11 protein-coding genes, 9 tRNA genes and 3 rRNA genes are annotated in these 23,587 nt (G+C 45.9%); 22 read left to right on the top strand and 1 reads right to left on the bottom strand.

The genetic code is table 11. The features are described 5' to 3' along the window. Positions 1–28: 28 nt before the first annotated feature. The 21 genes from V6984_RS05095 to V6984_RS05195 all read left to right on the top strand — a co-directional run bounded on the left by V6984_RS05095 (position 29) and on the right by V6984_RS05195 (position 18,975). Positions 29–1,560 (top strand): 16S ribosomal RNA (locus V6984_RS05095). Between the two features lie 281 nt (positions 1,561–1,841). Then, positions 1,842–1,959: ribosomal RNA gene (gene rrf / locus V6984_RS05100) — 5S ribosomal RNA — on the top strand. Between the two features lie 107 nt (positions 1,960–2,066). Beyond that, positions 2,067–2,140, top strand: a tRNA-Ile gene (locus V6984_RS05105). Between the two features lie 33 nt (positions 2,141–2,173). Beyond that, a tRNA-Ala gene (locus tag V6984_RS05110) sits at positions 2,174–2,246 on the top strand. A 323-nt stretch (positions 2,247–2,569) separates the two neighbouring features. Further along, positions 2,570–5,489, top strand: a 23S ribosomal RNA gene (locus V6984_RS05115). Together the 16S, 23S and 5S rRNA genes with 9 tRNA genes alongside form the textbook arrangement of a ribosomal RNA operon. Positions 5,490–5,720: 231 nt before the next feature. After that, positions 5,721–5,792 (top strand) — tRNA-Asn (locus tag V6984_RS05120). Positions 5,793–5,916: 124 nt separating this feature from the next. Next, a tRNA-Glu gene (locus tag V6984_RS05125) sits at positions 5,917–5,988 on the top strand. 44 nt (positions 5,989–6,032) lie between these two features. Next, positions 6,033–6,105: transfer RNA gene (locus V6984_RS05130), tRNA-Thr, on the top strand. A gap of 24 nt (positions 6,106–6,129) precedes the next feature. Further along, positions 6,130–6,203 (top strand) — tRNA-Ile (locus tag V6984_RS05135). Between the two features lie 28 nt (positions 6,204–6,231). Then, positions 6,232–6,305, top strand: a tRNA-Asp gene (locus V6984_RS05140). A 25-nt stretch (positions 6,306–6,330) separates the two neighbouring features. After that, positions 6,331–6,403 (top strand) — tRNA-Val (locus tag V6984_RS05145). Between the two features lie 17 nt (positions 6,404–6,420). After that, a tRNA-Leu gene (locus tag V6984_RS05150) sits at positions 6,421–6,504 on the top strand. A gap of 150 nt (positions 6,505–6,654) precedes the next feature. After that, positions 6,655–7,506, top strand: coding sequence for an alpha/beta hydrolase (locus tag V6984_RS05155; protein ID WP_342758715.1), 852 nt, complete (start codon positions 6,655–6,657; stop codon positions 7,504–7,506). Positions 7,507–7,607: 101 nt separating this feature from the next. Next, on the top strand, positions 7,608–8,138 hold the full coding sequence (locus tag V6984_RS05160) for a hypothetical protein (protein ID WP_342758716.1): 531 nt from the start codon (positions 7,608–7,610) through the stop codon (positions 8,136–8,138). Between the two features lie 401 nt (positions 8,139–8,539). Then, positions 8,540–10,144: a response regulator gene (locus V6984_RS05165; protein ID WP_342758717.1), complete on the top strand. Its 1,605-nt coding sequence runs from the start codon at positions 8,540–8,542 to the stop codon at positions 10,142–10,144. Next, the gene (locus tag V6984_RS05170; protein ID WP_342758718.1) at positions 10,119–11,855 is read left to right on the top strand and encodes a sensor histidine kinase; all 1,737 of its coding nucleotides are present in this window, start codon (positions 10,119–10,121) and stop codon (positions 11,853–11,855) included. Before V6984_RS05165 ends, V6984_RS05170 begins: the two co-directional genes overlap by 26 nt. Further along, positions 11,842–12,849, top strand: a complete 1,008-nt coding sequence (locus tag V6984_RS05175; RefSeq protein ID WP_342758719.1) for a substrate-binding domain-containing protein — start codon at positions 11,842–11,844, stop codon at positions 12,847–12,849. The genes V6984_RS05170 and V6984_RS05175 overlap by 14 nt, the downstream gene beginning before the upstream one ends. 176 nt (positions 12,850–13,025) lie before the next feature. After that, positions 13,026–14,234, top strand: a complete 1,209-nt coding sequence (locus V6984_RS05180) for a galactose ABC transporter substrate-binding protein (protein ID WP_342758720.1) — start codon at positions 13,026–13,028, stop codon at positions 14,232–14,234. Positions 14,235–14,360: 126 nt separating this feature from the next. Next, the gene (locus tag V6984_RS05185; protein ID WP_342758721.1) at positions 14,361–15,860 is read left to right on the top strand and encodes an ATP-binding cassette domain-containing protein; all 1,500 of its coding nucleotides are present in this window, start codon (positions 14,361–14,363) and stop codon (positions 15,858–15,860) included. 15 nt (positions 15,861–15,875) lie between these two features. Beyond that, complete coding sequence (locus V6984_RS05190; protein WP_342758722.1) at positions 15,876–16,946, top strand: galactose/methyl galactoside ABC transporter permease MglC; 1,071 nt, start codon at positions 15,876–15,878, stop codon at positions 16,944–16,946. Positions 16,947–17,460: 514 nt separating this feature from the next. Further along, positions 17,461–18,975, top strand: coding sequence for a methyl-accepting chemotaxis protein (locus tag V6984_RS05195; protein ID WP_342758723.1), 1,515 nt, complete (start codon positions 17,461–17,463; stop codon positions 18,973–18,975). Between the two features lie 54 nt (positions 18,976–19,029). On the opposite strand, the gene V6984_RS05200 is transcribed toward V6984_RS05195, so the two are convergent. Then, complete coding sequence (locus V6984_RS05200) at positions 19,030–20,565, bottom strand: PucR family transcriptional regulator (protein WP_342758724.1); 1,536 nt, start codon at positions 20,563–20,565, stop codon at positions 19,030–19,032. A 174-nt stretch (positions 20,566–20,739) separates the two neighbouring features. Here V6984_RS05200 and V6984_RS05205 point away from each other — a divergent pair, with 174 nt between their 5' ends. Further along, on the top strand, positions 20,740–23,553 hold the full coding sequence (locus V6984_RS05205) for an acetoacetate decarboxylase family protein (protein WP_342758725.1): 2,814 nt from the start codon (positions 20,740–20,742) through the stop codon (positions 23,551–23,553). Positions 23,554–23,587 lie beyond the last annotated feature (34 nt).

Here is a 23,587-nt window from a genome sequence, read left to right on the forward strand (position 1 = left end):
AGTTAATCTTGGATCGGAGAGAACTTTTGAACATGAGAGTTTGATCCTGGCTCAGGATGAACGCTGGCGGCGTGCCTAACACATGCAAGTCGAACGGAGTAATTAAGCGGAAGTCTTCGGATGGAAGCTTAGGTACTTAGTGGCGGACGGGTGAGTAACGCGTGGGCAACCTGCCCTGTACCGGGGGATAACACTTAGAAATAGGTGCTAATACCGCATAAGCGCACGGTCTCGCATGAGACAGTGTGAAAAACTCCGGTGGTACAGGATGGACCCGCGTCTGATTAGCTAGTTGGTGGGGTAGAGGCCTACCAAGGCGACGATCAGTAGCCGGCCTGAGAGGGTGACCGGCCACATTGGGACTGAGACACGGCCCAAACTCCTACGGGAGGCAGCAGTGGGGAATATTGCACAATGGGGGAAACCCTGATGCAGCGACGCCGCGTGAGTGAAGAAGTATTTCGGTATGTAAAGCTCTATCAGCAGGGAAGAAAATGACGGTACCTGACTAAGAAGCCCCGGCTAACTACGTGCCAGCAGCCGCGGTAATACGTAGGGGGCAAGCGTTATCCGGATTTACTGGGTGTAAAGGGAGCGTAGACGGCAGGGCAAGTCTGAAGTGAAAGCCCGGGGCTCAACCCCGGGACTGCTTTGGAAACTGTCCGGCTGGAGTGCAGGAGAGGTAAGTGGAATTCCTAGTGTAGCGGTGAAATGCGTAGATATTAGGAGGAACACCAGTGGCGAAGGCGGCTTACTGGACTGTAACTGACGTTGAGGCTCGAAAGCGTGGGGAGCAAACAGGATTAGATACCCTGGTAGTCCACGCCGTAAACGATGATTACTAGGTGTCGGGGGTTATTAAACCTTCGGTGCCGCAGCAAACGCAATAAGTAATCCACCTGGGGAGTACGTTCGCAAGAATGAAACTCAAAGGAATTGACGGGGACCCGCACAAGCGGTGGAGCATGTGGTTTAATTCGAAGCAACGCGAAGAACCTTACCAAGTCTTGACATCCTGGTGACGTAGGAGTAACATCCTATTCCCTTCGGGGCACCAGAGACAGGTGGTGCATGGTTGTCGTCAGCTCGTGTCGTGAGATGTTGGGTTAAGTCCCGCAACGAGCGCAACCCTTATCTTTAGTAGCCAGCAGTAAGATGGGAACTCTAGAGAGACTGCCGGGGATAACCCGGAGGAAGGTGGGGATGACGTCAAATCATCATGCCCCTTATGATTTGGGCTACACACGTGCTACAATGGCGTGAACAGAGGGAAGCGAAGGGGTGACCTGGAGCAAATCCCAAAAAACACGTCTCAGTTCGGATTGTAGTCTGCAACTCGACTACATGAAGCTGGAATCGCTAGTAATCGCGAATCAGAATGTCGCGGTGAATACGTTCCCGGGTCTTGTACACACCGCCCGTCACACCATGGGAGTCGGAAATGCCCGAAGTCTGTGACCTAACCCGCAAGGGGAGGAGCAGCCGAAGGCAGGTCTGATAACTGGGGTGAAGTCGTAACAAGGTAGCCGTATCGGAAGGTGCGGCTGGATCACCTCCTTTCTAAGGAAGAAGAAGTAGGGGTTGTATTACTGTTTAGCTGTTAAGGAAGAAAGTAAGTAGAGACCATTCATAAAGAGTGGAGGATATTTATAAGGAATAGAGAGCGCCTGGAAGGGTGAAGGATGTTCCGAAGGATTGCACCTCGAGGCATAGCCTCTCGGTCGCGTCGAAGACGCTAATAGATTTAAGCAAAAAAGTCTGGGAAAACGAGTTCTCCCATCCATTTGTCCTTAAATCTGCAATCCCGATCTGATTTTAATCAGATTTATCAGCACGAAAATTCTGGTGGCGATGCGCTTAGGGGAGACACCCGTTCTCATCCCGAACACGAAGGTTAAGACTTAAGCGGCCGATGGTACTATGCTGGAGACGGCATGGGAGAGCAGGTGGCTGCCAGATAAAAACAAGTAAAAGACACTTGTAGCAAGTAAAAGACACTTGTAACAAGTAAAAAACACTTGTAAAAAGAAGAAAGAGCAAAGTGAAGGCTGTAAAGACTTGACTTTGGGCTTATAGCTCAGCCGGTTAGAGCGCACGCCTGATAAGCGTGAGGTCGGTGGTTCGAGTCCACTTAAGCCCACTGGCGGAATGCACGACTGTGGCTGCCAGAAACGGGGGCATAGCTCAGTTGGGAGAGCACCTGCCTTGCAAGCAGGGGGTCGAGAGTTCGAATCTCTCTGTCTCCATCGTCGAGGAACTGGAACGAGCAGAATACGCTCGTAGCAAGTAAGATCCAGGAAAGCGACGAAAAGGGAAGGAAGCAAGCATTGTTCCGTACCGGAAAAGAACCGTACCTTGAAAACCGAATACCGAAAAACAATCAAGTATCAAAGACATCCGAGGTCCATCCGAAAGGATGGGCAACAAGTGAAGGACACTTGTAAAAGTGAAGGACACTTGTATTTATAAATGTTAGAGACAAAAGTCTGACGAAAGTCAGTCGCTGAACGAGCGAAAGCTCGCAGACAGCAGACCAGCCTGCGTTCCTCACGCTAGAGGGACGAGAACAGGTTAAGCAAGAAAGAGCACAGGGTGGATGCCTTGGCACTGAGAGCCGAAGAAAGACGTGATAAGCTGCGAAAAGCTGCGGGGAGGAGCAAATATCCTATGATCCGCAGATATCTGAATGGGGAGACCCACATAAGAAGACCTTATGTATCCTTACGTGAATCCATAGCGTAAGGAAGGGAACCCGGTGAACTGAAACATCTAAGTAGCCGGAGGAGAAGAAAACAACAGTGATTTCCGAAGTAGCGGCGAGCGAACCGGAAGGAGCCCAAACCGGAGTGCGTGCACTCCGGGGTTCGGACCGCATGAACTGATTCAGGAAAGGTAACGGAATGGTCCTGGAAAGACCAGCCAGAGAGGGTGAGAGCCCCGTACGTGAAACCAGACCAGACAGAGCGGTATCCAGAGTACCACGAGACACGAGAAACCTTGTGGGAATGAGCGGGGACCACCCCGTAAGGCTAAATACTCCTCAGTGACCGATAGCGCATAGTACTGTGAAGGAAAGGTGAAAAGGACCCCGGGAGGGGAGTGAAAGAGAACCTGAAACCCTGTGTTTACAAGCTGTGGGACCACGTTAAGGTGGGACCGCGTACTTTTTGTAGAACGGTCCGGCGAGTTGTGCATACTGGCAAGGTTAAGCACTTAAGGTGTGGAGCCGAAGGGAAACCGAGCCTTAATAGGGCGCAAATATCAACTAAGTTGATATAGTCAGTATGTGCAGACCCGAAACCGGGTGATCTATCCATGTCCAGGTTGAAGTTGCCGTAAAAGGCAATGGAGGACCGAACGCACATCCGTTGAAAAGGGTGGCGATGAGGTGTGGATAGGGGAGAAATTCCAATCGAACCCGGAGATAGCTGGTTCTCCTCGAAATAGCTTTAGGGCTAGCCTCATAAAAAGTCTTGCGGAGGTAGAGCACTGAATACCCTAGGGGGCGTCAAAGCTTACCGAAGGTTATCAAACTCCGAATGCCGTGAAGATGTTATATGGGAGTCAGACTGCACGAGATAAGTTGGGCAGTCAAAAGGGAAAGAGCCCAGACCTACAGCTAAGGTCCCAAAGTGCGTGTTAAGTGGAAAAGGATGTGGGATTTCAAAGACAACTAGGATGTTGGCTCAGAAGCAGCCACACATTCAAAGAGTGCGTAATAGCTCACTAGTCGAGAGGTCCTGCGCCGAAAATGTCCGGGGCTGAAACACGACACCGAAGCTTAGGAATCATACATTCGTATGATTGGTAGAGGAGCATTGCTGATGCAGGGAAGCGGTACCGTAAGGAGCCGTGGAGCGTCAGGAAGAGAGAATGCCGGAATGAGTAGCGAGAAAGAGGTGAGAATCCTCTTGGCCGAATATCCAAGGATTCCAGAGTAAAGCTGATCTGCTCTGGGTAAGTCGGGGCCTAAGGCGAGGCAGAAATGCGTAGCCGATGGACAACAGGTGGAGATTCCTGTACTGCATAATGACAGAACTGTAGGGACGCATGTGGAGCGCATGAGCCGGGAAAGGAAAGACCGGTGCAAGCGAGGTAGGAGAGGAAGAGGCAAATCCCTTTCTCAATCCAAAGGCGTGAAGCGGAGCGAAATAAAGTAGCGAAGCATGCAAGCCATGTGCCAAGAAAAGCTGCTATTGTTCATTATGTACCCGTACCGTAAACCGACACAGGTGGATGAGGAGAGAATCCTAAGGCCGGCGGGAGAAGCATTGTCAAGGAACTCGGCAAAATGACCCCGTAACTTCGGGAGAAGGGGTGCCCCAGAAATGGGGCCGCAGAGAATAGGCTCAAGCAACTGTTTAGCAAAAACACAGGTCTATGCAAAACCGAAAGGTGAAGTATATGGGCTGACGCCTGCCCGGTGCTGGAAGGTTAAGAGGAGAGGTCAGGGCAACCGAAGCCTTGAATTTAAGCCCCAGTAAACGGCGGCCGTAACTATAACGGTCCTAAGGTAGCGAAATTCCTTGTCGGGTAAGTTCCGACCCGCACGAAAGGCGTAATGATTTGAGCGCTGTCTCGACAATGCACCCGGTGAAATTGAAGTACCAGTGAAGATGCTGGTTACCTGCGCCAGGACGGAAAGACCCCATGGAGCTTTACTCCAGCTTGATACTGGGATTCGATGCTGTATGTACAGGATAGGTGGGAGGCAATGAAGTGGAGACGCCAGTCTCCATGGAGCCAATGTTGGGATACCACCCTTGCAGTATTGGATTTCTAACCGAGGGCCATGAATCTGGTCCCGGGACAATGTCTGGCGGGGAGTTTGACTGGGGCGGTCGCCTCCGAAAGGGTATCGGAGGCGCTCAAAGGTTCCCTCAGAATGGTCGGAAACCATTCGCAGAGTGCAAAGGCATAAGGGAGCTTGACTGCGACACCGACGGGTGGAGCAGGTAGGAAACTAGGACTTAGTGATCCGGTGGTATAACGTGGGATTGCCATCGCTCAACGGATAAAAGCTACCCTGGGGATAACAGGCTTATCACTCCCAAGAGTTCACATCGACGGAGTGGTTTGGCACCTCGATGTCGGCTCATCGCATCCTGGGGCTGTAGTAGGTCCCAAGGGTTGGGCTGTTCGCCCATTAAAGCGGTACGCGAGCTGGGTTCAGAACGTCGTGAGACAGTTCGGTCCCTATCCGGCGCAGGCGTAGGATATCTGAGAGGAGCTGTCCTTAGTACGAGAGGACCGGGATGGACGGACCGCTGGTGTATCTGTTAGGTACCAGACCTATGGCAGAGTAGCCAAGTCCGGCAGGGATAAACGCTGAAGGCATCTAAGCGTGAAGCCCCCCTCAAGATGAGATATCCCATACAAAGCTTGCTTTGTATTAAGACCCCTTGGAGAGTACGAGGTAGATAGGCTTAAGGTGGAAGCGCAGCAATGCGTGGAGCTGATAAGTACTAATCGGTCGAGGGCTTATCCTTGTAAGGCTGGTTAATGAGTAATGAGTAATGAGTAGAAAACACTCATAAGACACTCATAATGAGTAATGAGTAGAAAACACTCATAAGACGCTCATAAGAGACAGGAAAGAAACGGATGGAAGAGATAGGAGAGAGTGACAGGTGAACAACACCTGTAGTAGGTAGATTTCCGAAAGGGAAGAAGCCTGTTGGTATTCGGTTTTGAGGGTATGGCCCCTTAAAGAAACAGATTCCTCGATAGCTCAATGGTAGAGCACGCGGCTGTTAACCGCGGGGTTGTAGGTTCGAGCCCTACTCGGGGAGTAACAAGTAGAGGACACTTGTAACAAGTAGAGGACACTTGTAGCAAGTAAGAAATACTTGTAACTAGTATAAGACACTAGTAAGGAAGTACCTGACCGTGGCGAGGTCTACAGGAAAGAGATAAGGCTCCGTGGTCAAGCGGTCAAGACACCGCCCTTTCACGGCGGTAACACGGGTTCGATTCCCGTCGGAGTCACTCGTGTCAATTTAATATGACACTTAGTCGTTTGTTCGCAGTCCGCCGATGTGGCTCAATTGGCAGAGCAGCTGATTTGTAATCAGCAGGTTATCGGTTCGAGTCCGATCATCGGCTGTTGTAATACCCGTTAGGGTTTGCGGACCTTTAGCTCAGTTGGTTAGAGCAACCGGCTCATAACCGGTCGGTCCTGGGTTCGAGTCCCCGAAGGTCCATTTGTAAGTTTTATATTTTTGGTTAGTTGGCCCGGTGGCTCAGTTGGTTAGAGCGCCGCCCTGTCACGGCGGAGGTCGTGGGTTCGAGTCCCATCCGGGTCGTTTATTTGAATATTATATTGATTATGGGATCTTAGCTCAGCTGGGAGAGCATCTGCCTTACAAGCAGAGGGTCATAGGTTCGAGCCCTATAGGTCCCATTAGGTTTTTTGTATGAGCTGGTGTGGCGGAATAGGCAGACGCAAAGGACTTAAAATCCTTCGGGAGCAATCCCGTGCCGGTTCAAGTCCGGCCACCAGCAGTAAGGGTATCAGGCTAAAATGGATGCAAACATGTATCTGTTTTAGCCTGATTTTTTATGTTATACTTATATGATAATGCAGGGCAGAAATTGATTGAACTTTAAATTATTTGTTTTTTTGCGCACATTTGCGCAGGAAAGGGTGAAGTAATGAGTAAAACAATTCAGGCGCTTGGCAATCTGGTTGATGTGAATGGTCATAAAATCCATGTTTTTTGCACCGGACAGGGGAAACGTACTTTTGTTTTTTTATCGGGTCATGGTACGAGCTGCCCAACCCTTGATTTTAAGCCTTTATGGTCAATACTATCTTCTGAAAATGTAATTGTCGTAGTAGAAAGGGCAGGCTATGGCTGGAGTGAAACGACAAATACCTCTCGTGACTTAGATACTGTACTTGGAGAAACACGAAAAGCATTAGAGCTGTCCAATATAGAAGCGCCATTTATATTGGTTCCACATTCACTTGCAGGATTGGAGGCTATTTATTGGGCGCAAAAGTATCCGTATGAGGTAGAGGCAATCATCGGATTGGATTCGGCAATTCCAGAAGCCTATGATAATTTTAAAATGCCGTCCGCGGCGATTCTCAGCGTTATTGGACTTTTAACCAAGATAGGAATACATAGGCCTTTTGTAAAGTCTTTTTATAAAAAATCGCCGGCGGCACAGTCAGGATATCTAACTAAAGCTGATAACGAAGCATATATTGAGATACTTAAAAATCGCACATTTACATCTGATATGCTTAATGAAGCAAAATATGTAAGACAAAATGCGGATAAGGTTAAAAATGGAACGCTCCCCGTTAACACTCCGATTTACCTTTTTATCTCAAATGACAACGAAAAAATAATCGCTAACTGGGGTAAAATGCTTTCCGATTATATAGCTGATTTTAAGAACGGAAAGTCTATGTTATTGGAATGCGGGCACTATGTGCATGCATACGAAACGATAAAAATTGCTAAAGAGATAGATGATTTTATCCGGGGTATATAATGAACATAAAGTTTATCATGTTATGCAAATAACGGGAATTTGATTGAAAAAGAAATGGATGAAAGTTTGAGCAAAGTGGTATATGAAGAGAGGATAAGTGTATGAAACCAAATATAAAATTCGCAATCTTATTTCCGGGTATTCTCCTTGCGGGAGCCTTACTATATATCGTTGTGCACGAATTAGGGCACACCATCATCGCAATTGTTTGCGGAGCGGAAATAACAGAGTTTAGCATTCTCAATGCCCATATGTCTTATAATGGTGGAATATTCAGTAAGGCCATGTATTCGTTGTTTCACGCTGCGGGGATGTTATTACCAATAATATTATTAGTGCCAGTTATCATTTCTTATAAACAGGGCAAAAAGAGTATCTTTTATCATTGCTGTTACATGGCGGCTTGTTTATGGGGTGTTTCACCTCTTTTGGCATGGCTGATTGTACCTGTTGTTAGTATGGTAGTTTCGCCACCGCAGGGAGATGATGTTGGAAAGTTTATCATGAGTTCAGAATGGCATCCGATGTTAGTATTCGCCGGTGCTTTAGGCATCTTAACAGTAATGCTTGCACTTGTAATTAAGAAGGGAATCATTCAGGAGTTTATTGCCATTTTAAAAGGATTTTCCTGAAAAATCCTCAGACACTTTTCAGTAGCAATACTATGATTCGTATTTTAAAATATATTCATAGAAACCGCTTGTTTTTTACTTTCACAGTCTTGCCTAAATCGCTGATCGTATAAAATTCTTTTTGCGAACGTCAGGATGCCGTTCGATTTTCCTCCTGCTAGTACATACGTACAATCAGGTTATTCTTTTAAGTAAATAGCATATTTCTCATTAGTGATAACACAGATATGGATTAACAACTAAGGTGTGTTTATATCTCTTAAAGTCGCTGTGAGTACAATAAGTATGGAAGAGAATTTAGCATGAGTCTGCCTTGAGGAGGCCCCCTTTCCATTGACATGGGAAAAGAAAGGAAATAGAATTGAGGAGTTGGTATGGGAGAAGATACAGGAGGTATATGCATGTATACAGTAGTTGTCGCGGACGATGAAAAAGAATTGCGAAAAGCCCTGATACGGAATGTCAACTGGGCTGAAATAGGATTTCAACTGGTGGGGGAGGCCGAAAATGGGGCGGAAGCATTGGAGCTCGTGGAGAAGCTGGAACCGGATTTACTCTTGACGGATATCAAGATGCCGTTCTTGTCCGGAATTGAACTGGCAAGACAGGTGCGCGAGGTCAAGCCCGCGACTCAAATTGCGTTTTTGAGCGGTTACGACGATTTCAGCTATGCACAGCAGGCCATTCAGTACAATATCATTAGCTATATATTGAAGCCGGTCTCGGCCGCCGAGATAAACGAAGAGCTCATAAACATAAAAAATAAAATAGATGAGAAATATAAAGAATTTACTGCCCATAATCAGACGCAGGAGCAACTTAAGGCTGCGGAATTTCTGTTGCCTCTGATGCTGGACGGCTTTCGGGGAAGTTTGAGCGAAAAACAGCAGGAGGGTATTTTGGAGAATGCGGTGCGTTTTGGAATTTTGAATGCGAAGAACAGCGAGCTGAGGTATGCTGTTACAGTCGTCGAGATTTTTGATGAGGATGGAGAGAATATTACGGAGCCTGCGAACGTAAACGCGGTGGACACCATTCTAAAAAAGTATGTGAAGCATATGAGTTTTTATATAGAGGGAAAGGTCGTCTCGCTGCTCGTGGCGACTGGGGCCGGCTTCGACAAGTACCTTCATATTCTGACAGAGGAAATCGCCCAAAGCGTACATCGGATCATGAAAAAGGTTTGTGTTATCGGTATCAGCCGGGCTGTGGAAAAACTGGAAAACGTTCACGAATCTTATATCGAGGCAGTGAATGCGGTGGGGTATTCTAAACGAAACGGAAACGGTATTCAATTTATATCGGATATCGAGCGGGCGGATGAATACGATGTGGAGGGGATGAAGAGCTTCAGCAACGATGTGGAGAGTCTGATTCGTGGCGGGACATGCCTTGAATTGGAAAATTATCTGAACAATACTTTCGATAAGATGATGGAGGCACATGTTTCTATTACAACGATGAACTTTGTTATGGTGCAGATGATATTAGCGGTATTTCAGATTGTTTATGCGGTTGCCGATTACGATATGCTTCAGGAACTGCAGAAACAGAACCCGCTTTCGAGCCGGATTGCTTATGAAGATTTTTCGAAACTCAAGAAAAAATATATCGGTTTTTGTCTGACGGCGCAGAAAATTATCGCAGAGCAGAGGAAGAAGAGCAGTGCCCTTATATGTGATAAAGCATTGAAGCTCATAGAAACGAGATATATGGACCCGGATATTTCGCTTGTGTCTATCAGCACTGAAATTGCGGTCAGTCCAAACTACCTAAGCGCGTTGATTAAAAAATCGACGGGAAGCACATTCACAGATATCCTGACGAAGAAGCGGATTACTATCGCGAAGGAGATGATTCTGTGTACATCGATGAAGGTGAGGGAAATATCAGAGAAATGCGGGTACAATGACCAGCATTATTTCAGCTACTGCTTTAAAAGAGTAGTCGGAATCTCACCCAATGCCTGCCGGAGGGAATATGAAGAAAGAATGGCAGAAGCCTGAAAAAGAGAATATCTTAAACCGTGTTTCGCTATCTGCAATTATGACTGCTTTGGTAGTCGCCATCGTTTTCTTCGCGACATTTCTCGCCCTCCTTATATTTGTTGAGCTGTTTCAGCGGTCTATGGAGCAGAATGCCATTATAAGCAGCGAGCAGGCGATTGTACAGGTACAGAATACGATTACGAATTACACAGAAGACATTCAGGAAGTTATGAATATGATTGAGGACAATATTACGAAGGATGAGATGCCGAGAAATGAATACTTTCGGAACTTATTGGAGATCCGTTCCGATATTGTCGCCATCACGATTTATAACGAAAACGGCGATATGGAAAGATGCTGGACAGAAGGATATAAGCTAAAGGATAAAATTATGAAAAACCTGTCTTTTGTCAGTTTCGAGGGCGAGGACGGTAAACTGAATATTTCCAGTCCGCATGTGGAGTCGCTGTTTGTGAACAACTATCCGTGGGTGGTTACGATTTCACAGATTTTGCAGGATGGTCAGGGTAAGGATATACGTATCGCCATGGACATCCGTTTTTCCAGTATTGCCAACTATGTGGATGAGGTCGGAATCGGGCAGCACGGTTATTGCTTTATTATGGACGAGGCTGGGAATATTATTTATCATCCCCAGCAGCAGTTGATTTATTCCGGACTGAAGAACGAGGACACGAAGGAGCTCATGAAGGATGAGGATGGCTCCTATATCAAATCCAACATGATTTATACGATACATACGCTTGAGAATTCCGATTGGAGAATCGTAGGAATCAGCTTTGTGGATGAAATGGTGTCAACGAGGGTACAGAATATGATCCGGATAGTATTGGCGCTGGTAGTACTCGTGCTTTTCACCGCAGCTATTTGTGGAATCTTATTTTCACGGCTCATTACAATGCCTGCAAAACGGCTGTCCGAAGCGATGGGAGAATTCGAAACGAATACGGAGAATTTTGATTTCCAGCCGGTAAATGGCACGGTGGAAATTGTCGCCTTATCCGATTCTTTCGCTCATATGGTCATTCAGATTCAAAATCTGATGGAACAGGTGAGAGAAGAAGAACTTTCCCTCCGGAAGACGGAGCTGAGCGCCCTTCAGGCGCAGATCAATCCCCATTTCCTCTATAATACGCTGGATTCCATCGCATGGATGTGCGAGGAGGAGCGTAACAAAGAAGCGGTGGAGATGGTAACAGCTCTCGCCAGATTGTTCCGTATCAGCATAAGCAGAGGGCATGAACTCATTACACTGGAAAAAGAGCTGCAGCACTCGCAGAGTTATTTGAATATACAGAAGTTCCGTTATGAGGATCAATTCACCTATGATTTCGATGTGGACGAAGAATGCCTGCAGTATTACTGCAACAAAATTACCCTGCAGCCGATTATAGAGAACGCTATTTACCACGGACTCGACCCAGCGGAGGAAGGACACATTCAAATTGGCATTCATGATAAAGGAGATGCTATTCTTCTGTGTGTTGAGGATAACGGAGTAGGTATGACCGAAGAGGAGTGCGCGGAGATACTTAATAGAGAGGCCAAAGATCGAACCGGCATCGGGATCAAGAATGTAAATGACAGAATCCATATATATTTTGGCAAAAAGTATGGCCTTAGAATTACGAGCGTGCTGGATGTAGGAACGCGGGTCGAAATATGGATACCGAAGATATTGGAGGGTGAATATGAGTCGAAGTAGAAAAATGAAATTATTCATCGTGTTCTGCACAGGAATCCTTATTACAATCGGTATTCTCATAATTGTTCTTTTCAGGAATCCCACATTTGGGGCGGGGAACCGGGACAGCGACGGACAGAAGCATTATGTTGCGGTCATTGCAAAATCCACGACATCAGCATTCTGGAAATCGGTGTTCGCAGGAGCAAAGGCCGCCAGCACCGAATACAATCTGGAAATCACATGCGACGGGCCCGAAAGCGAAGAGGATTATGAAACACAGAATGCAATGGTGGAAAAGGCTGTGGCGGACGGTGCAGAAGTCATTGTATTTTCTGCCGTGGACTTCAATGCCAATGCGGCGGCAATTGACTGGGCAATAGCACAGGGCGTTAATGTAGTCGTCATAGACAGCGAAGTGAACAGCAGTGGGGTGAGCTGTGTCATTAGCACGGACAATTATGCAGCGGGCCGGATGGCGGGAGAGGCGGCACTGGAATCCGACGATAAGGCATTATATGTCGGTATCGTTAACTTCGATGAGAATTCCGCCAACGGGCAGCAGAGGGAACAGGGCTTTCGTGATGCGATTATGGGAGAGAGCCGCGTTACTGTTATCGATTCCATAAACGTGCTTTCCAATGTGGAGGATGCCATGGAAGGCACGCGCATCATGTTGGAACAGCATCCGCAAATCGATGTGATTGCGACCTTTAATGAATGGACGAGCCTGGGAGTGGGCTATACAATTGAGGAAATGGGGCTTGGGGACAGCACGAAGGTCATCGCTTTCGACAGTAACGTTGTTTCGGTCGGACTGCTGGAAACCGGAGAAGTGGATGCGCTGATTGTCCAGAATCCATATGCAATGGGCTATCTTGGAATAGAAAATGCATACAATGTCATCAACGACATTTTTATTCGGGAAAAGGTCATTGATACAGCCACGACGATTGTAACGAAGGAGAATATGTACGACCCGGACTATCAGAAAATATTGTTTTCCTTTGACTGAGCAAACGATGGTAATAAAATATGAAAGGCCTATGTATAATCCATGTACGCAAACGTAAAATTTTGTACCTTTGTGATAGGATTTTGCATAGGTTTTTTATTTCCCTTTTGTTATTCTTTTGTGTGTATTCAATCCTGTTATAGGATAAACAAAGCAAACAAAAAGGAGGCTTTTACATGAAAAAGAAGTTATTGGCAGTACTTTTATGCATGTCCATGACAGCAGCTTTATTGGCTGGTTGTGGAAGTACGGCAGCGGAGACGACAGCGGAGACGGAGACAGCACCGGCGACGGAGGAAGCAAATGCAGAGGACACAGCAGAGGACGCAGTGGAGGATGTCGTAGACGCGGCGGCGGATCAGGCAGATTTATCGGCGGCAAGTATCGCGGTATTCTATTATACATATTCCGATACGTACATCGCATCGGTCAGAACAGCATTGGATTCGGCATTGGACGGACTCGGAGTAACTTATCAGGATTATGACTCCAACAGTAACCAGACGACACAGAACGAACAAATCGATACGGCTATCAGCACGGGTGCTACGCTCCTGATTGTAAATATTGTTACTTCCGGCTCGGTAGATGCTTCTCAGGCAATCGTTGACAAAGCATCTGCGGCTGGTGTTCCCGTAATCTTCTTCAATCGTGCGGTAGAAGGTGATGAGGATGAAGGAACTGTTCTTGGAAGTTATGACAAATGCGCATTTGTAGGAACAGATGCACCGGAAGCGGGTCATATGCAGGGACAGATGATTGGCGAATACGTACTCGAGAACTATGACGCGATCGACTTGAATGGCGACGGAGAAATCTCATATGCGATGTTCATGGGACAGCTCGGTAACGTAGAAGCGATTTACCGTACGCAGTATGGCGTAGAGGATGCGAATGCTGTTCTCGAAGCGGCAGGCAAGCCGGCGCTCGTTTACTTCGATTCGGCAAATGCGGACTGCTATCAGGTTGACCAGGATGGTAACTGGAGTGCGACGGCATCCAACAACTACATGACCACGAACCTTTCCCAGTACAATGAAGCAAACGGCAATATGATCGAGCTCGTAATCTGTAACAACGATGGTATGGCAGAAGGAGCTATCTCCGCATTGAACGACAAGGGATACAATCTCGGCGATGGAAGCAGCACGATGATTCCGGTATTCGGTGTTGATGCGACTGATGCGGCAAAGCAGCTGATCGCGGACGGCAAGATGACGGGAACGATTAAGCAAGACGCGGAAGGTATGGCAAACGGCATCGCTTTCCTCGCTCAGAATGCGGCTTCGGGAAAAGATTTGATGGATGGAACAGATTCTTACAATATTTCTGAAAAAGTAGCAAACAAGATCTACATTCCTTATGCTACCTACACAGGAGAATGATAAAAAAATAAGTTTAGATATATAAAAGAAAAGGGGCGGCTGTCGAGCTGGTGGCGGCGGCCCCTTTTTCTATCCACCACAAAATCGCATATGAAGTGAAGCGTTTTGACGCAAAGGAGGCAGATTATGGAGCAGGAAGTGCTGCTGGAAATGAAGGACATCTGCAAGGAATTCCCCGGTGTTAAAGCTCTGGACCACGTTTCTTTAACAGTGAAAAGGGGTACGGTACACGCGTTGATGGGAGAAAACGGTGCGGGAAAGTCTACCCTGATGAAATGTCTGTTCGGCATTTATGCAAAAAACAGCGGACAGATTTTTCTGGAGGGCAGGGAAATCAATTTTAAGAACTCGAAGGAAGCGCTGGAAAACGCTGTAGCAATGGTTCATCAGGAACTGAATCAGGCGCTGAAAAGAAACGTTATGGACAATATCTGGCTTGGACGTTATCCGAAGGTCGCAGGCGTCATGGTCAATGAGAAGAAGATATATAACGATACGAAAAAAGTATTCGATGAGCTGGAGATAGATGTGGATCCTAAGCGCATCATGAGTACGATGCCGGTATCCCAACGTCAGATGGTAGAAATCGCGAAGGCGGTTTCTTTTAACTCGAAAATAATTGTATTTGATGAACCGACCTCTTCCCTGACAGAAGAAGAGGTGGAGCATCTGTTTAAAATCATAAATATGCTGCGGGACAAAGGCTGCGGCATCATATATATTTCTCATAAGATGGCGGAAATCTTGCGTATTTCCGATGAAGTCACCATCATGAGGGATGGTACTTATGTGGCGACCAAACAGGCCAAAGAGCTTACAACGGAGGAAATCATCAGACTGATGGTAGGGCGTGAGCTGAACAATCAATTTCCGCCCAAGACGAACGAGCCGGGTGAAGTTGCTCTCGAGGTGCGGAAGCTGTCGGCCCGGTATTCGGTACTTGAGGATGTATCCTTCGATGTGAGAAAGGGTGAAGTGGTTGGAATCGCCGGGTTGGACGGCAGCGGCCGAACGGAATGTCTGGAAAATATATTCGGAATCGCTACGAGAAGCGGCGGGACCATTACGCTGGATGGGAAACCAGTGTTCAACAGGAATGCGAAAGAATCCATTAAAAATGGTTTCGCAATGCTGACGGAGGAACGTCGTGCGACCGGTATTTTCGGAATACTTGACATACGGGAAAATACAGTCATCTCCAGCCTCAAAAAGCATAAAAAGCATCATTTGTATCTGAGTGAGAAATCCATGAGTAAGGATACCCAATGGTCTATTGACGCCATGAGAACGAAGACGCCCTCACAGACAACGAAGATCAGGGCGCTGTCGGGAGGAAACCAGCAGAAGGTTATACTCGGAAGGTGGCTTTTGACCGAACCTGAGGTGCTGCTTTTGGATGAACCTACGCGCGGCATCGATGTAGGAGCAAAATATGAAATATATCAGTTGATATTGGACCTCGCAAATAAAGATAAGGTAGTTATCATGGTTTCGTCGGAGATGCCGGAGCTTTTGGGTGTCTGCGACAGGATACTGGTTATGTCGGGAGGACGGCTCGCTGGCGAGGTGGATGCAAAAACAACAACGCAGGAAGAAATTATGACTCTTGCTGCAAAATACGTGTAAAGGAGGCAGTACGAAATGAGAGCTATAAATAATGCAAAAGACCGCTATGCTGCTTATAAAGTACTGAGTAGTAAAGAAAAGGGGACATTCTGGAGGGAAGCGCTGATTAATAACGCGATGTACATCTTGCTCATTATCGCGGTCATATATACGTTTTCTCAGAATCATAGATTCCTGGCAATCAATTCTATCATTAACATCATTTCCCTTTCGGCGGCAAACATTCCAATTGCGTGCGGAATCGCCGGATGTATCGTATTAACGGGTACGGACCTTTCAGCGGGTCGCGTTGTCGGCCTGACAGCATGTATTTCCGCTTCCTTGCTGCAGTCAGTTACTTATGCCACAAAGATGTTTCCTAATCTGCCTGTGCTGCCTATTCCTCTCGTCATTGTTATTGTTATTATAGTAGGCGGTATTGTGGGCTGGGTTAACGGCTTTTTCGTTGCAAGATTTTCTCTGCACCCATTCATCGTAACGTTAGCGACGCAATTGATTGTATACGGTGTTTTGCTGATGTATATTATGATTAATGGTAACAACGGACAGCCGCTTTCCGGTCTGGACAATTCCTTTAAGAGCTTTGTTACGGGAAGTAAGCTCTCCGTAATGGGAGTTCCGATTCCGAATTATGTATGGTATGCCTGTATCGTAGTGGCGGTTATGTGGTTTATTTGGAACAAGACGACCTTTGGTAAGAATATGTTTGCAGTCGGCTCCAACCCGGAAGCTGCGAATGTATCCGGCGTTGATGTAATGAAGACGACCATCGGTGTTCATACGCTTGCGGGTTGTATGTACGGCATTACCGGATTCATAGAGTCGGCGCGAATCGGCTCCAATCAAGCCAATACCGGCCTGAATTATGAATGCGACGCGATTGCGGCCTGTGTTATCGGAGGTGTGTCCTTCGTAGGCGGAACCGGTAAAATCAGCGGTGTTGTATTGGGCGTGTTTTTGCTTCGAATCATCTTTGTAGCGTTGAACTTCTTATCCATCAACCAGAACCTGCAGTATATCATCAAGGGTCTGATTATTCTCGTAGCGTGTGCGATTGATATGAGGAAGTATCTGGTAAGAAAGTAAAGTGATTAAGAAGATAGCTGTTCGGAAACCGCGCAGCTAGTACCGGCGGGGAATTCGGTCTCGTTATCGCTTTCATAATACTGTTCGTACTCCTCGGAGTCGGTTTCTTAAGTGCAGGAGCGTTGATTGTACATAGAGGGTACAAAGAGAAGCAGATGAAAGCGTAAATAATTTCATAGTTAGTATTTAAGAATCCGGAAGGCACTTTGCCCTCCGGATTTCACTTTCTTTGTGACTAGTTTTGTCCCGTATGGTATAGATGAGAATTGGCGGGAATATTTGTGCTATAGTGCATTATAAACAAAATGAAGCTTTTTTATTATTTATGGTAAATATTGTCTATTTATCTGTTTTTATGTATTATTACGATATTATGTACTTATTAGAAGATTACCATCCATTGACAAGGACGCACACGGTCGGATAAGGGCTTGTCGATCGATGGTACGGATGGTACAAGGGTAATAGTCTTTTGAGTTCTACTGGAATGACATAGCATAAAAGGAGTAAAATAATGAATACAAAAAATCAAGGGTTGGCAGTAAGAAAATACAATGAAGCAGGAGAAAGATGTAAAGTAATAAACTGGTTTATGCTGCTTGGAACAACGATATTATATCTTGTATACGCAGGAGTATTGGTCAACGGCTACCTGACACAGTCTGTCAGCCTTGCAGTTGCTGCCATCATAATTCTTTTCAGTTTCATTGCACTGGTAATTAATTGGGTTGTGTTTAAGAAAAAACCAACGAGCAGTAAATTGGGTTGGGGAAGCCTGACCAGTTATTTGATCATTTATTCTTTTTATTTGATTGCCGAGGGAGGAACCTTTGTAAGAATAAGCGCGATCCCTGTCCTGTGTGCCGCAATTTTATTTTATGACAGAAAGCTTTCAAAAATATTCTGCCTGTTGGCGGCGGCCGTCAATATTATATATACGGCGACAATGGCATTTCTGAAGGCGGATACTATGTCCTTAAATTATCTTGAATTGCTTATTATTTTATTAACACTCAACACGATTTATAAATGTACTGATATCGGACACCGGTTTTCCTTTGATTCACTTCACGCGGTAAAGGATCAGCAGGAGCTGCAAGAGTCAATGCTTCAGGATGTTCTGGATATTGCGAGGATCGTACAGGAGGGAACGACGCAGAGCAATCAACTGGTACACAGCCTGAGCGAGTCGACAGAAATTGTTAATACTGCCATTGGTGAAATATCAACGACAACACAGGTCAATGCAAATAATATCCAGGAACAAAATATTATGACCCAGTCCATTCAGCAATCTATTAATCAGACGGTGGAGCGTTCGGATCAGATGGTAGCCGTTTCCAATAATTCTACAAAGTCTGTTGTGGAGGGGTTGCAGATTATGACCGATTTGAAAGCGCAGTCCTCTTATATCGCATCAACAAACGGACTGGTGGTTGATTCCATGAAGAAGCTTCAGGAAAAGACAAAAGAGGTTCATGATATTGCAAATATTATCTTTAATATTTCAAGCCAGACTAATTTGTTAGCCTTAAATGCTTCCATTGAGAGCGCAAGGGCAGGAGATGCGGGAAAGGGCTTTGCAGTTGTTGCGGATGAGATCAGGCAGTTGGCAGAACAGACCAGAAAATCAACCGAGAACATCAGCGCAATCATTGATGAGCTGAATCAAAATGCACAGGAAGTATCCGTGAATGTGCAGGAATCCATTAAATCAACGGATAATCAAGGAAATCTCATTTCTACGGCTTCCCAGAGCTTTGAAAAAATCAATGATAATGTAGAAACTTTAACGGAACATATTTCAGATATCGACCACATGCTTACGGAGCTTGCAAAAGCAAATAACCACATTGTTGACAGTATCAGCCAATTATCTGCTACTACAGAAGAAATTATGGCAAGCTCTGAAGAAGCTGCGGCAATCAGCGAGAAGAACTTCCAGAATGCGGAAAGTACAAAGGAATTCTTGAATGAAGTAATCAAAACGACAAAACGTTTTGACAAGTATTTGGAGGGCAGGGAGTAATTTATGATAGAGGGCATATCAAAAGGCAAGTAGCCTTTGATATGCCATTTTCAGCTATTTCCATTCCGTGCTCGTGTTCAACTCATTGTAGCGGTCGATGAGAAAAGATAGACGAAGAAGGAATACCGTATTAACATCCGTGAAATCCAGTTGACATAATTCAGTAATCCGGTTCAGACGGTAGACAAGGGTATTCCGGTGGATATAGAGACTTTCAGAAGTAAATTTGATGTTACAGCCCTTATCTATAAAAACGCACAGGGTCTTATAAAGCTCCGAGCTGTTCTTATGGTCGTATAAGCGGAGGCTGGATAAAGCAGGGTGGCAGTAAGAGCCTAACTGATTGGGATTTTTTATCTCTGAAAACAAATGAAATATCTGGTAATCCTGATAGCGGCACAGCGTCTCTTCCGCCCGCAGCTTCTGCCCCAGTTCATAGGCGGTATATGCCTGTTCAAAATAGGTCACAAAATTTTCGATGCTGCTGAAAGAATTGCTGATTCCTATCCGGATGTGTTCATTTTGACAAAGCACCTTTAAAAGTTCCAATAACTCAGATTCGCCTTCTTCCTCTTCTTTTAGAGGAATTACGGCAACGATCCCTTTTTTATGAAAAGTGGCATGGGTACCGGGAATCAGGAACCTTAACCTTTTACATATAAAGTTATCCAAATATTGTGCGCCCATATATCTGGTGAGACGGATGAACAGAACCTGCATTTTGGAAGGAAAATGCAGCTTGGTCAGCTTTGGCATGATTTCTTTGGAGGGAGTTCCGATGAGCATATCATATAACAGCTCATTATAGAGAGTATTTCCTTCGAATAAGCCGGGACTATAATAAGCTATTGTATAGCTGATCACACGGCTTATGGTGGCAAGCATCTCAAAGTGTATGGGAAGAAATTGTTTTTCGCCTTCGATTGTCAGTAGAAATCCAATCTGTGTCTGATTGTGGAAAACCTTGCTGGTCAGCTTCCGGTAAGGAGACTGGGGACAGGTTACTTCTACCGCATCCGTTGTCAAGGAAGTATTTTTAGTAGATTTTAATTCCTTTACTCCGCTTATAAATTCATAGGAGCAATAGCCCTGCGTTATATTTTCCGTCCAAAGAGGGTCAAGAACAGGCACCGTTGTGGAACATGCAATGATCTTAAAGTTCATATCACAGAAAATCAGGGAATTACCGAGTCTTATGGAGGCAGCGTCAATAACAGCTTCAATGCTGTGGGTCTTATCTGCAAGCTCTGTAAGTTCCTCGAAAATGCCTTTGCTGCTGGTGGTTTCAATCAGGGCCCTTGTATCATTGAATATGGTGAACAGATTATCCTCGTCTACCAGAAGCAGATTGCATCCGGAGAAGGAAGTGAGTGGATAAGAGGAACCGGTTTTGGCCAATATACAAAGGTTTGGTTGAAGAGCAAGGTCTTTTAATTGTCTATCATAACCAAAGTAAAGTGTATTCCTTGAAGCAGTGTCGTGCTTATTATCAAGGAAGGCAACATCCTGTATTTTCAGGTCCTCTCCCTGAGATAAAATAGTGATCGGATACTCTTTCGAGATTCTTTCTGTCAAATGCGTAAATGTCATAAAATTCCCCTTTTCAATGATGTCCACATTTGTATTACTACTTTACTATAGTGCATCATAAACAAATTGTCAAATTCTTATCATTTATCATACACGTTGTCAAAAAATGTGCTTTCAAGTATTCTTAGGACAACTGGAGACTGCAGTATTTCTTAGTAAATAAGGAGGTAGCAAATGTATCATAAAATATTTGAAGCAGGAAGTATCGGGAAGATAACCATGAAGAACCGTCTGGTCATGTCGCCAATGGGGTGCGGGCTTGCCAATCTGGACGGAACTCCCTCGGAGGATATGATTGCTTTCTATGAAGCGAGAGCTGTTGGAGGGGCAGGTCTTATCATACCGGAAATCACACGAGTCAATGATGTGCACGGAGCGGGTCTTATGAGACAGCTTTCCGTTACGAAGGATAAGCACATCGAGCCGCTTTCCAGGCTGGCCGAGGCTATTCACAAGCATGGAAGCAGAATATTTATTCAGCTGCATCATCCGGGAAGAGAAACGGTATCTGCACTTATCGGCGGACAGCCGGTGGTCGCGCCTTCGGCTATACCATGTAAATTGGTCAGACAGGAAACGAGGGCCCTTGCCACGGAGGAAATAAAAGAATTAATAAAGCAGTTTATCCAGGCTGCAGTAAGAGTGCAGAAAGCCGGATGTGACGGCGTGGAGATGCATGCGGCACACGGATATCTGCTTCACCAGTTTTTATCTCCCTATACAAACAAAAGAGAGGATGAATACGGAGGAAGCTTTGAAAACCGACTTAGAATAGTAACGGAGATCATCACGGGAATCCATAAGGTCTGCGGGCCCGATTTCCCGGTGGGAGTTCGTCTGAGTGTAGAGGAATTTCTTGATAAAACAGGAGTGACGGAGGAGTATATCCATGTTCAGGACGGTGTGAAAATTGCCATGGCACTGGAACGGGCGGGAATGGATTTCATTGATGTAAGCTGCGGATTGTACGAAACAGGAATGACCTGTGTTGAACCGATCTCCTTTCCTCAGGGGTGGAGAAAGGATTTGCTTTTGGCAGTGAAAAATCATGTGACGGTTCCTGTAATAGGCGTATCTGTTATCCGTGATCCTGAAATTGCCGAAGATTTTCTTGAAAAAAATGTAGTGGACTTTGTCTCCATGGGCCGCACATGGAATGCGGATCCTGAATGGGGAAGAAAGGTACAGGAGGGAAGAGAAGAGGAGCTTAGAAAGTGTATCTCCTGCCTTCGATGTTTTGAAAGCCTGAATGAATACAACGGAGCGGGACTTCCACCGGAATGTGCATTAAATCCCGCCTATGGAAGAGAGAAAAAATACGGAGACATGATTCACGATACGAAGGGGCATAAGGCAGTGGTGGTAGGTGCAGGACCTGCCGGCATGTGTGCCGCACAAACATTGGCGCTTCGCGGTGTAAGGGTAATTTTAATGGATCGTCAGGGAGAGCTTGGAGGAACCGTGAATCTGGCAAAGAAGCCTCCTCTTAAGGAACGTATGCAGTGGATTGCAGAATATTATAATAACGAATTCAAAAGGCTTGGCGTAGAGGTAAAGCTAAGTACGGAGGCAACGGCAGATATGGTAATGAAAGAGAAGCCGGATGCAGTGATTCTTGCCACCGGCTCCGTTTCGGTAATACCTGAAAAAATTCCAGGGATAGAGGGTAAAAACGTATATACGGTTGAAGCCGTATTATCCGGCGAAGCAGCCCTCACCGGCAAAAATATAGCAGTGGTAGGAGCCGGACTGACTGGACTTGAAACAGCAGAATACCTGCTGGAAGGGAAAAATAAGGTCACTGTCATTGATGTACTCGATAAGCCGGCTCCAAATGCGAATCATACCAATGTAGCCGATGTCTGCGGACGGCTGGCGAAATCAGGAGTTACCTATATGCTTGGACATTCCTTGAAAGAAGTGTGTGAAGATGGCATTATACTGGAAACAGTACAAAATAAGGAAGAGGTAAAGCTTTCTGCCGATGCGGTGGTACTTTCTCTGGGATTTCGGCCGGACAGGACATTGGTTTCTGAACTGGAGGAAAAAGGCGTAGAGGTAAAGATAGTGGGAAGTGCCGTGAAGGACGGAAATATTGCGCCGGCTGTCCGTACAGGCTATGAAGCGGGAAGAGAGCTGTTTACCGACAAAAGCAAGAATCCAAGCTTCAAGATCCCTGCAGCTGACATATCAAATTTCGGGAAAATATCCCTGATGGACAATCAAGAAGGACTTTATATCAGCTATCTTACGGATCCGGCTGCCATTGCAAGAATACTTCCTCCTCCGCTGAGGCCTTTTTCCCTTCCGGTTGTTACCCTGTCGGTCTGCCATGTGAACAATCCTACCTTTGCAGATGACTATTATGAAGCGATTCTGGGTGTTTACGCAACCTATGGCAAATCTCTGGGCCTTTATACGATGGGACTTGTTCTCGGAGGTCCCGGTGCGGAAATGGCAGTCCAGTGCGGACGTGATAATGGAAGTATTCCAAAGAAAATGGGAGCGGAATTTGTCATTCGAAGAAATGGGGACACGGTTAATGCGGGAGTCAGCAGAAGAGGAACACAGCTGGTAGATGTGACCATGAAGCTGGGAGAATACAACAGCCCGCTGACGGCTCAGCTTTATCAGTTTCCTGCGGCAGGAAAGCAGACCTTCGGAGGCGGTTTTTACTTTCATTTCGACCGCATGCCGGATGAAAACGGAGTATCGCACTTTAAAAGCGGGGCATTGCTCATGAACCAATGTGAATACAATTATCAGTCATGGGAGCCCGGCACTGTTTCAATGAATATAAAATCGAGCGTGGATGATCCGTGGGGAGAACTGCCTATCAGTACTATCATTGGAGGCGCTTATTCGAAGAACAGCCTGCTTGTACATAAGCTGAATCTGGTAGAAAATCTGGATTCAGATGAGATTATTCCGTATTTACTGACAGGACGTTACGACCGTACTGCTTTTATGGAAACCGGGCGTATTTGATTTTGCGGCTAGGGGTACTTAATAACTTATAATA

The sequence above is a fragment of the Kineothrix sp. IPX-CK genome, from assembly GCF_039134705.1.
Lineage (GTDB): Bacteria > Bacillota > Clostridia > Lachnospirales > Lachnospiraceae > Kineothrix > Kineothrix sedimenti.

What these genes read in the sequence shown, in the direction of transcription:
- V6984_RS05155 (WP_342758715.1), top strand. Translation starts at nt 6,655, where the DNA reads ATGAGTAAAACAATTCAGGCGCTTGGCAATCTGGTTGATGTGAATGGT.
- V6984_RS05160 (WP_342758716.1), top strand. Translation starts at nt 7,608, where the DNA reads ATGAAACCAAATATAAAATTCGCAATCTTATTTCCGGGTATTCTCCTT.
- V6984_RS05165 (WP_342758717.1), top strand. Translation starts at nt 8,540, where the DNA reads ATGTATACAGTAGTTGTCGCGGACGATGAAAAAGAATTGCGAAAAGCC.
- V6984_RS05170 (WP_342758718.1), top strand. Translation starts at nt 10,119, where the DNA reads ATGAAGAAAGAATGGCAGAAGCCTGAAAAAGAGAATATCTTAAACCGT.
- V6984_RS05175 (WP_342758719.1), top strand. Translation starts at nt 11,842, where the DNA reads ATGAGTCGAAGTAGAAAAATGAAATTATTCATCGTGTTCTGCACAGGA.
- V6984_RS05180 (WP_342758720.1), top strand. Translation starts at nt 13,026, where the DNA reads ATGAAAAAGAAGTTATTGGCAGTACTTTTATGCATGTCCATGACAGCA.
- V6984_RS05185 (WP_342758721.1), top strand. Translation starts at nt 14,361, where the DNA reads ATGGAGCAGGAAGTGCTGCTGGAAATGAAGGACATCTGCAAGGAATTC.
- V6984_RS05190 (WP_342758722.1), top strand. Translation starts at nt 15,876, where the DNA reads ATGAGAGCTATAAATAATGCAAAAGACCGCTATGCTGCTTATAAAGTA.
- V6984_RS05195 (WP_342758723.1), top strand. Translation starts at nt 17,461, where the DNA reads ATGAATACAAAAAATCAAGGGTTGGCAGTAAGAAAATACAATGAAGCA.
- V6984_RS05200 (WP_342758724.1), bottom strand. Translation starts at nt 20,565, where the DNA reads ATGACATTTACGCATTTGACAGAAAGAATCTCGAAAGAGTATCCGATC.
- V6984_RS05205 (WP_342758725.1), top strand. Translation starts at nt 20,740, where the DNA reads ATGTATCATAAAATATTTGAAGCAGGAAGTATCGGGAAGATAACCATG.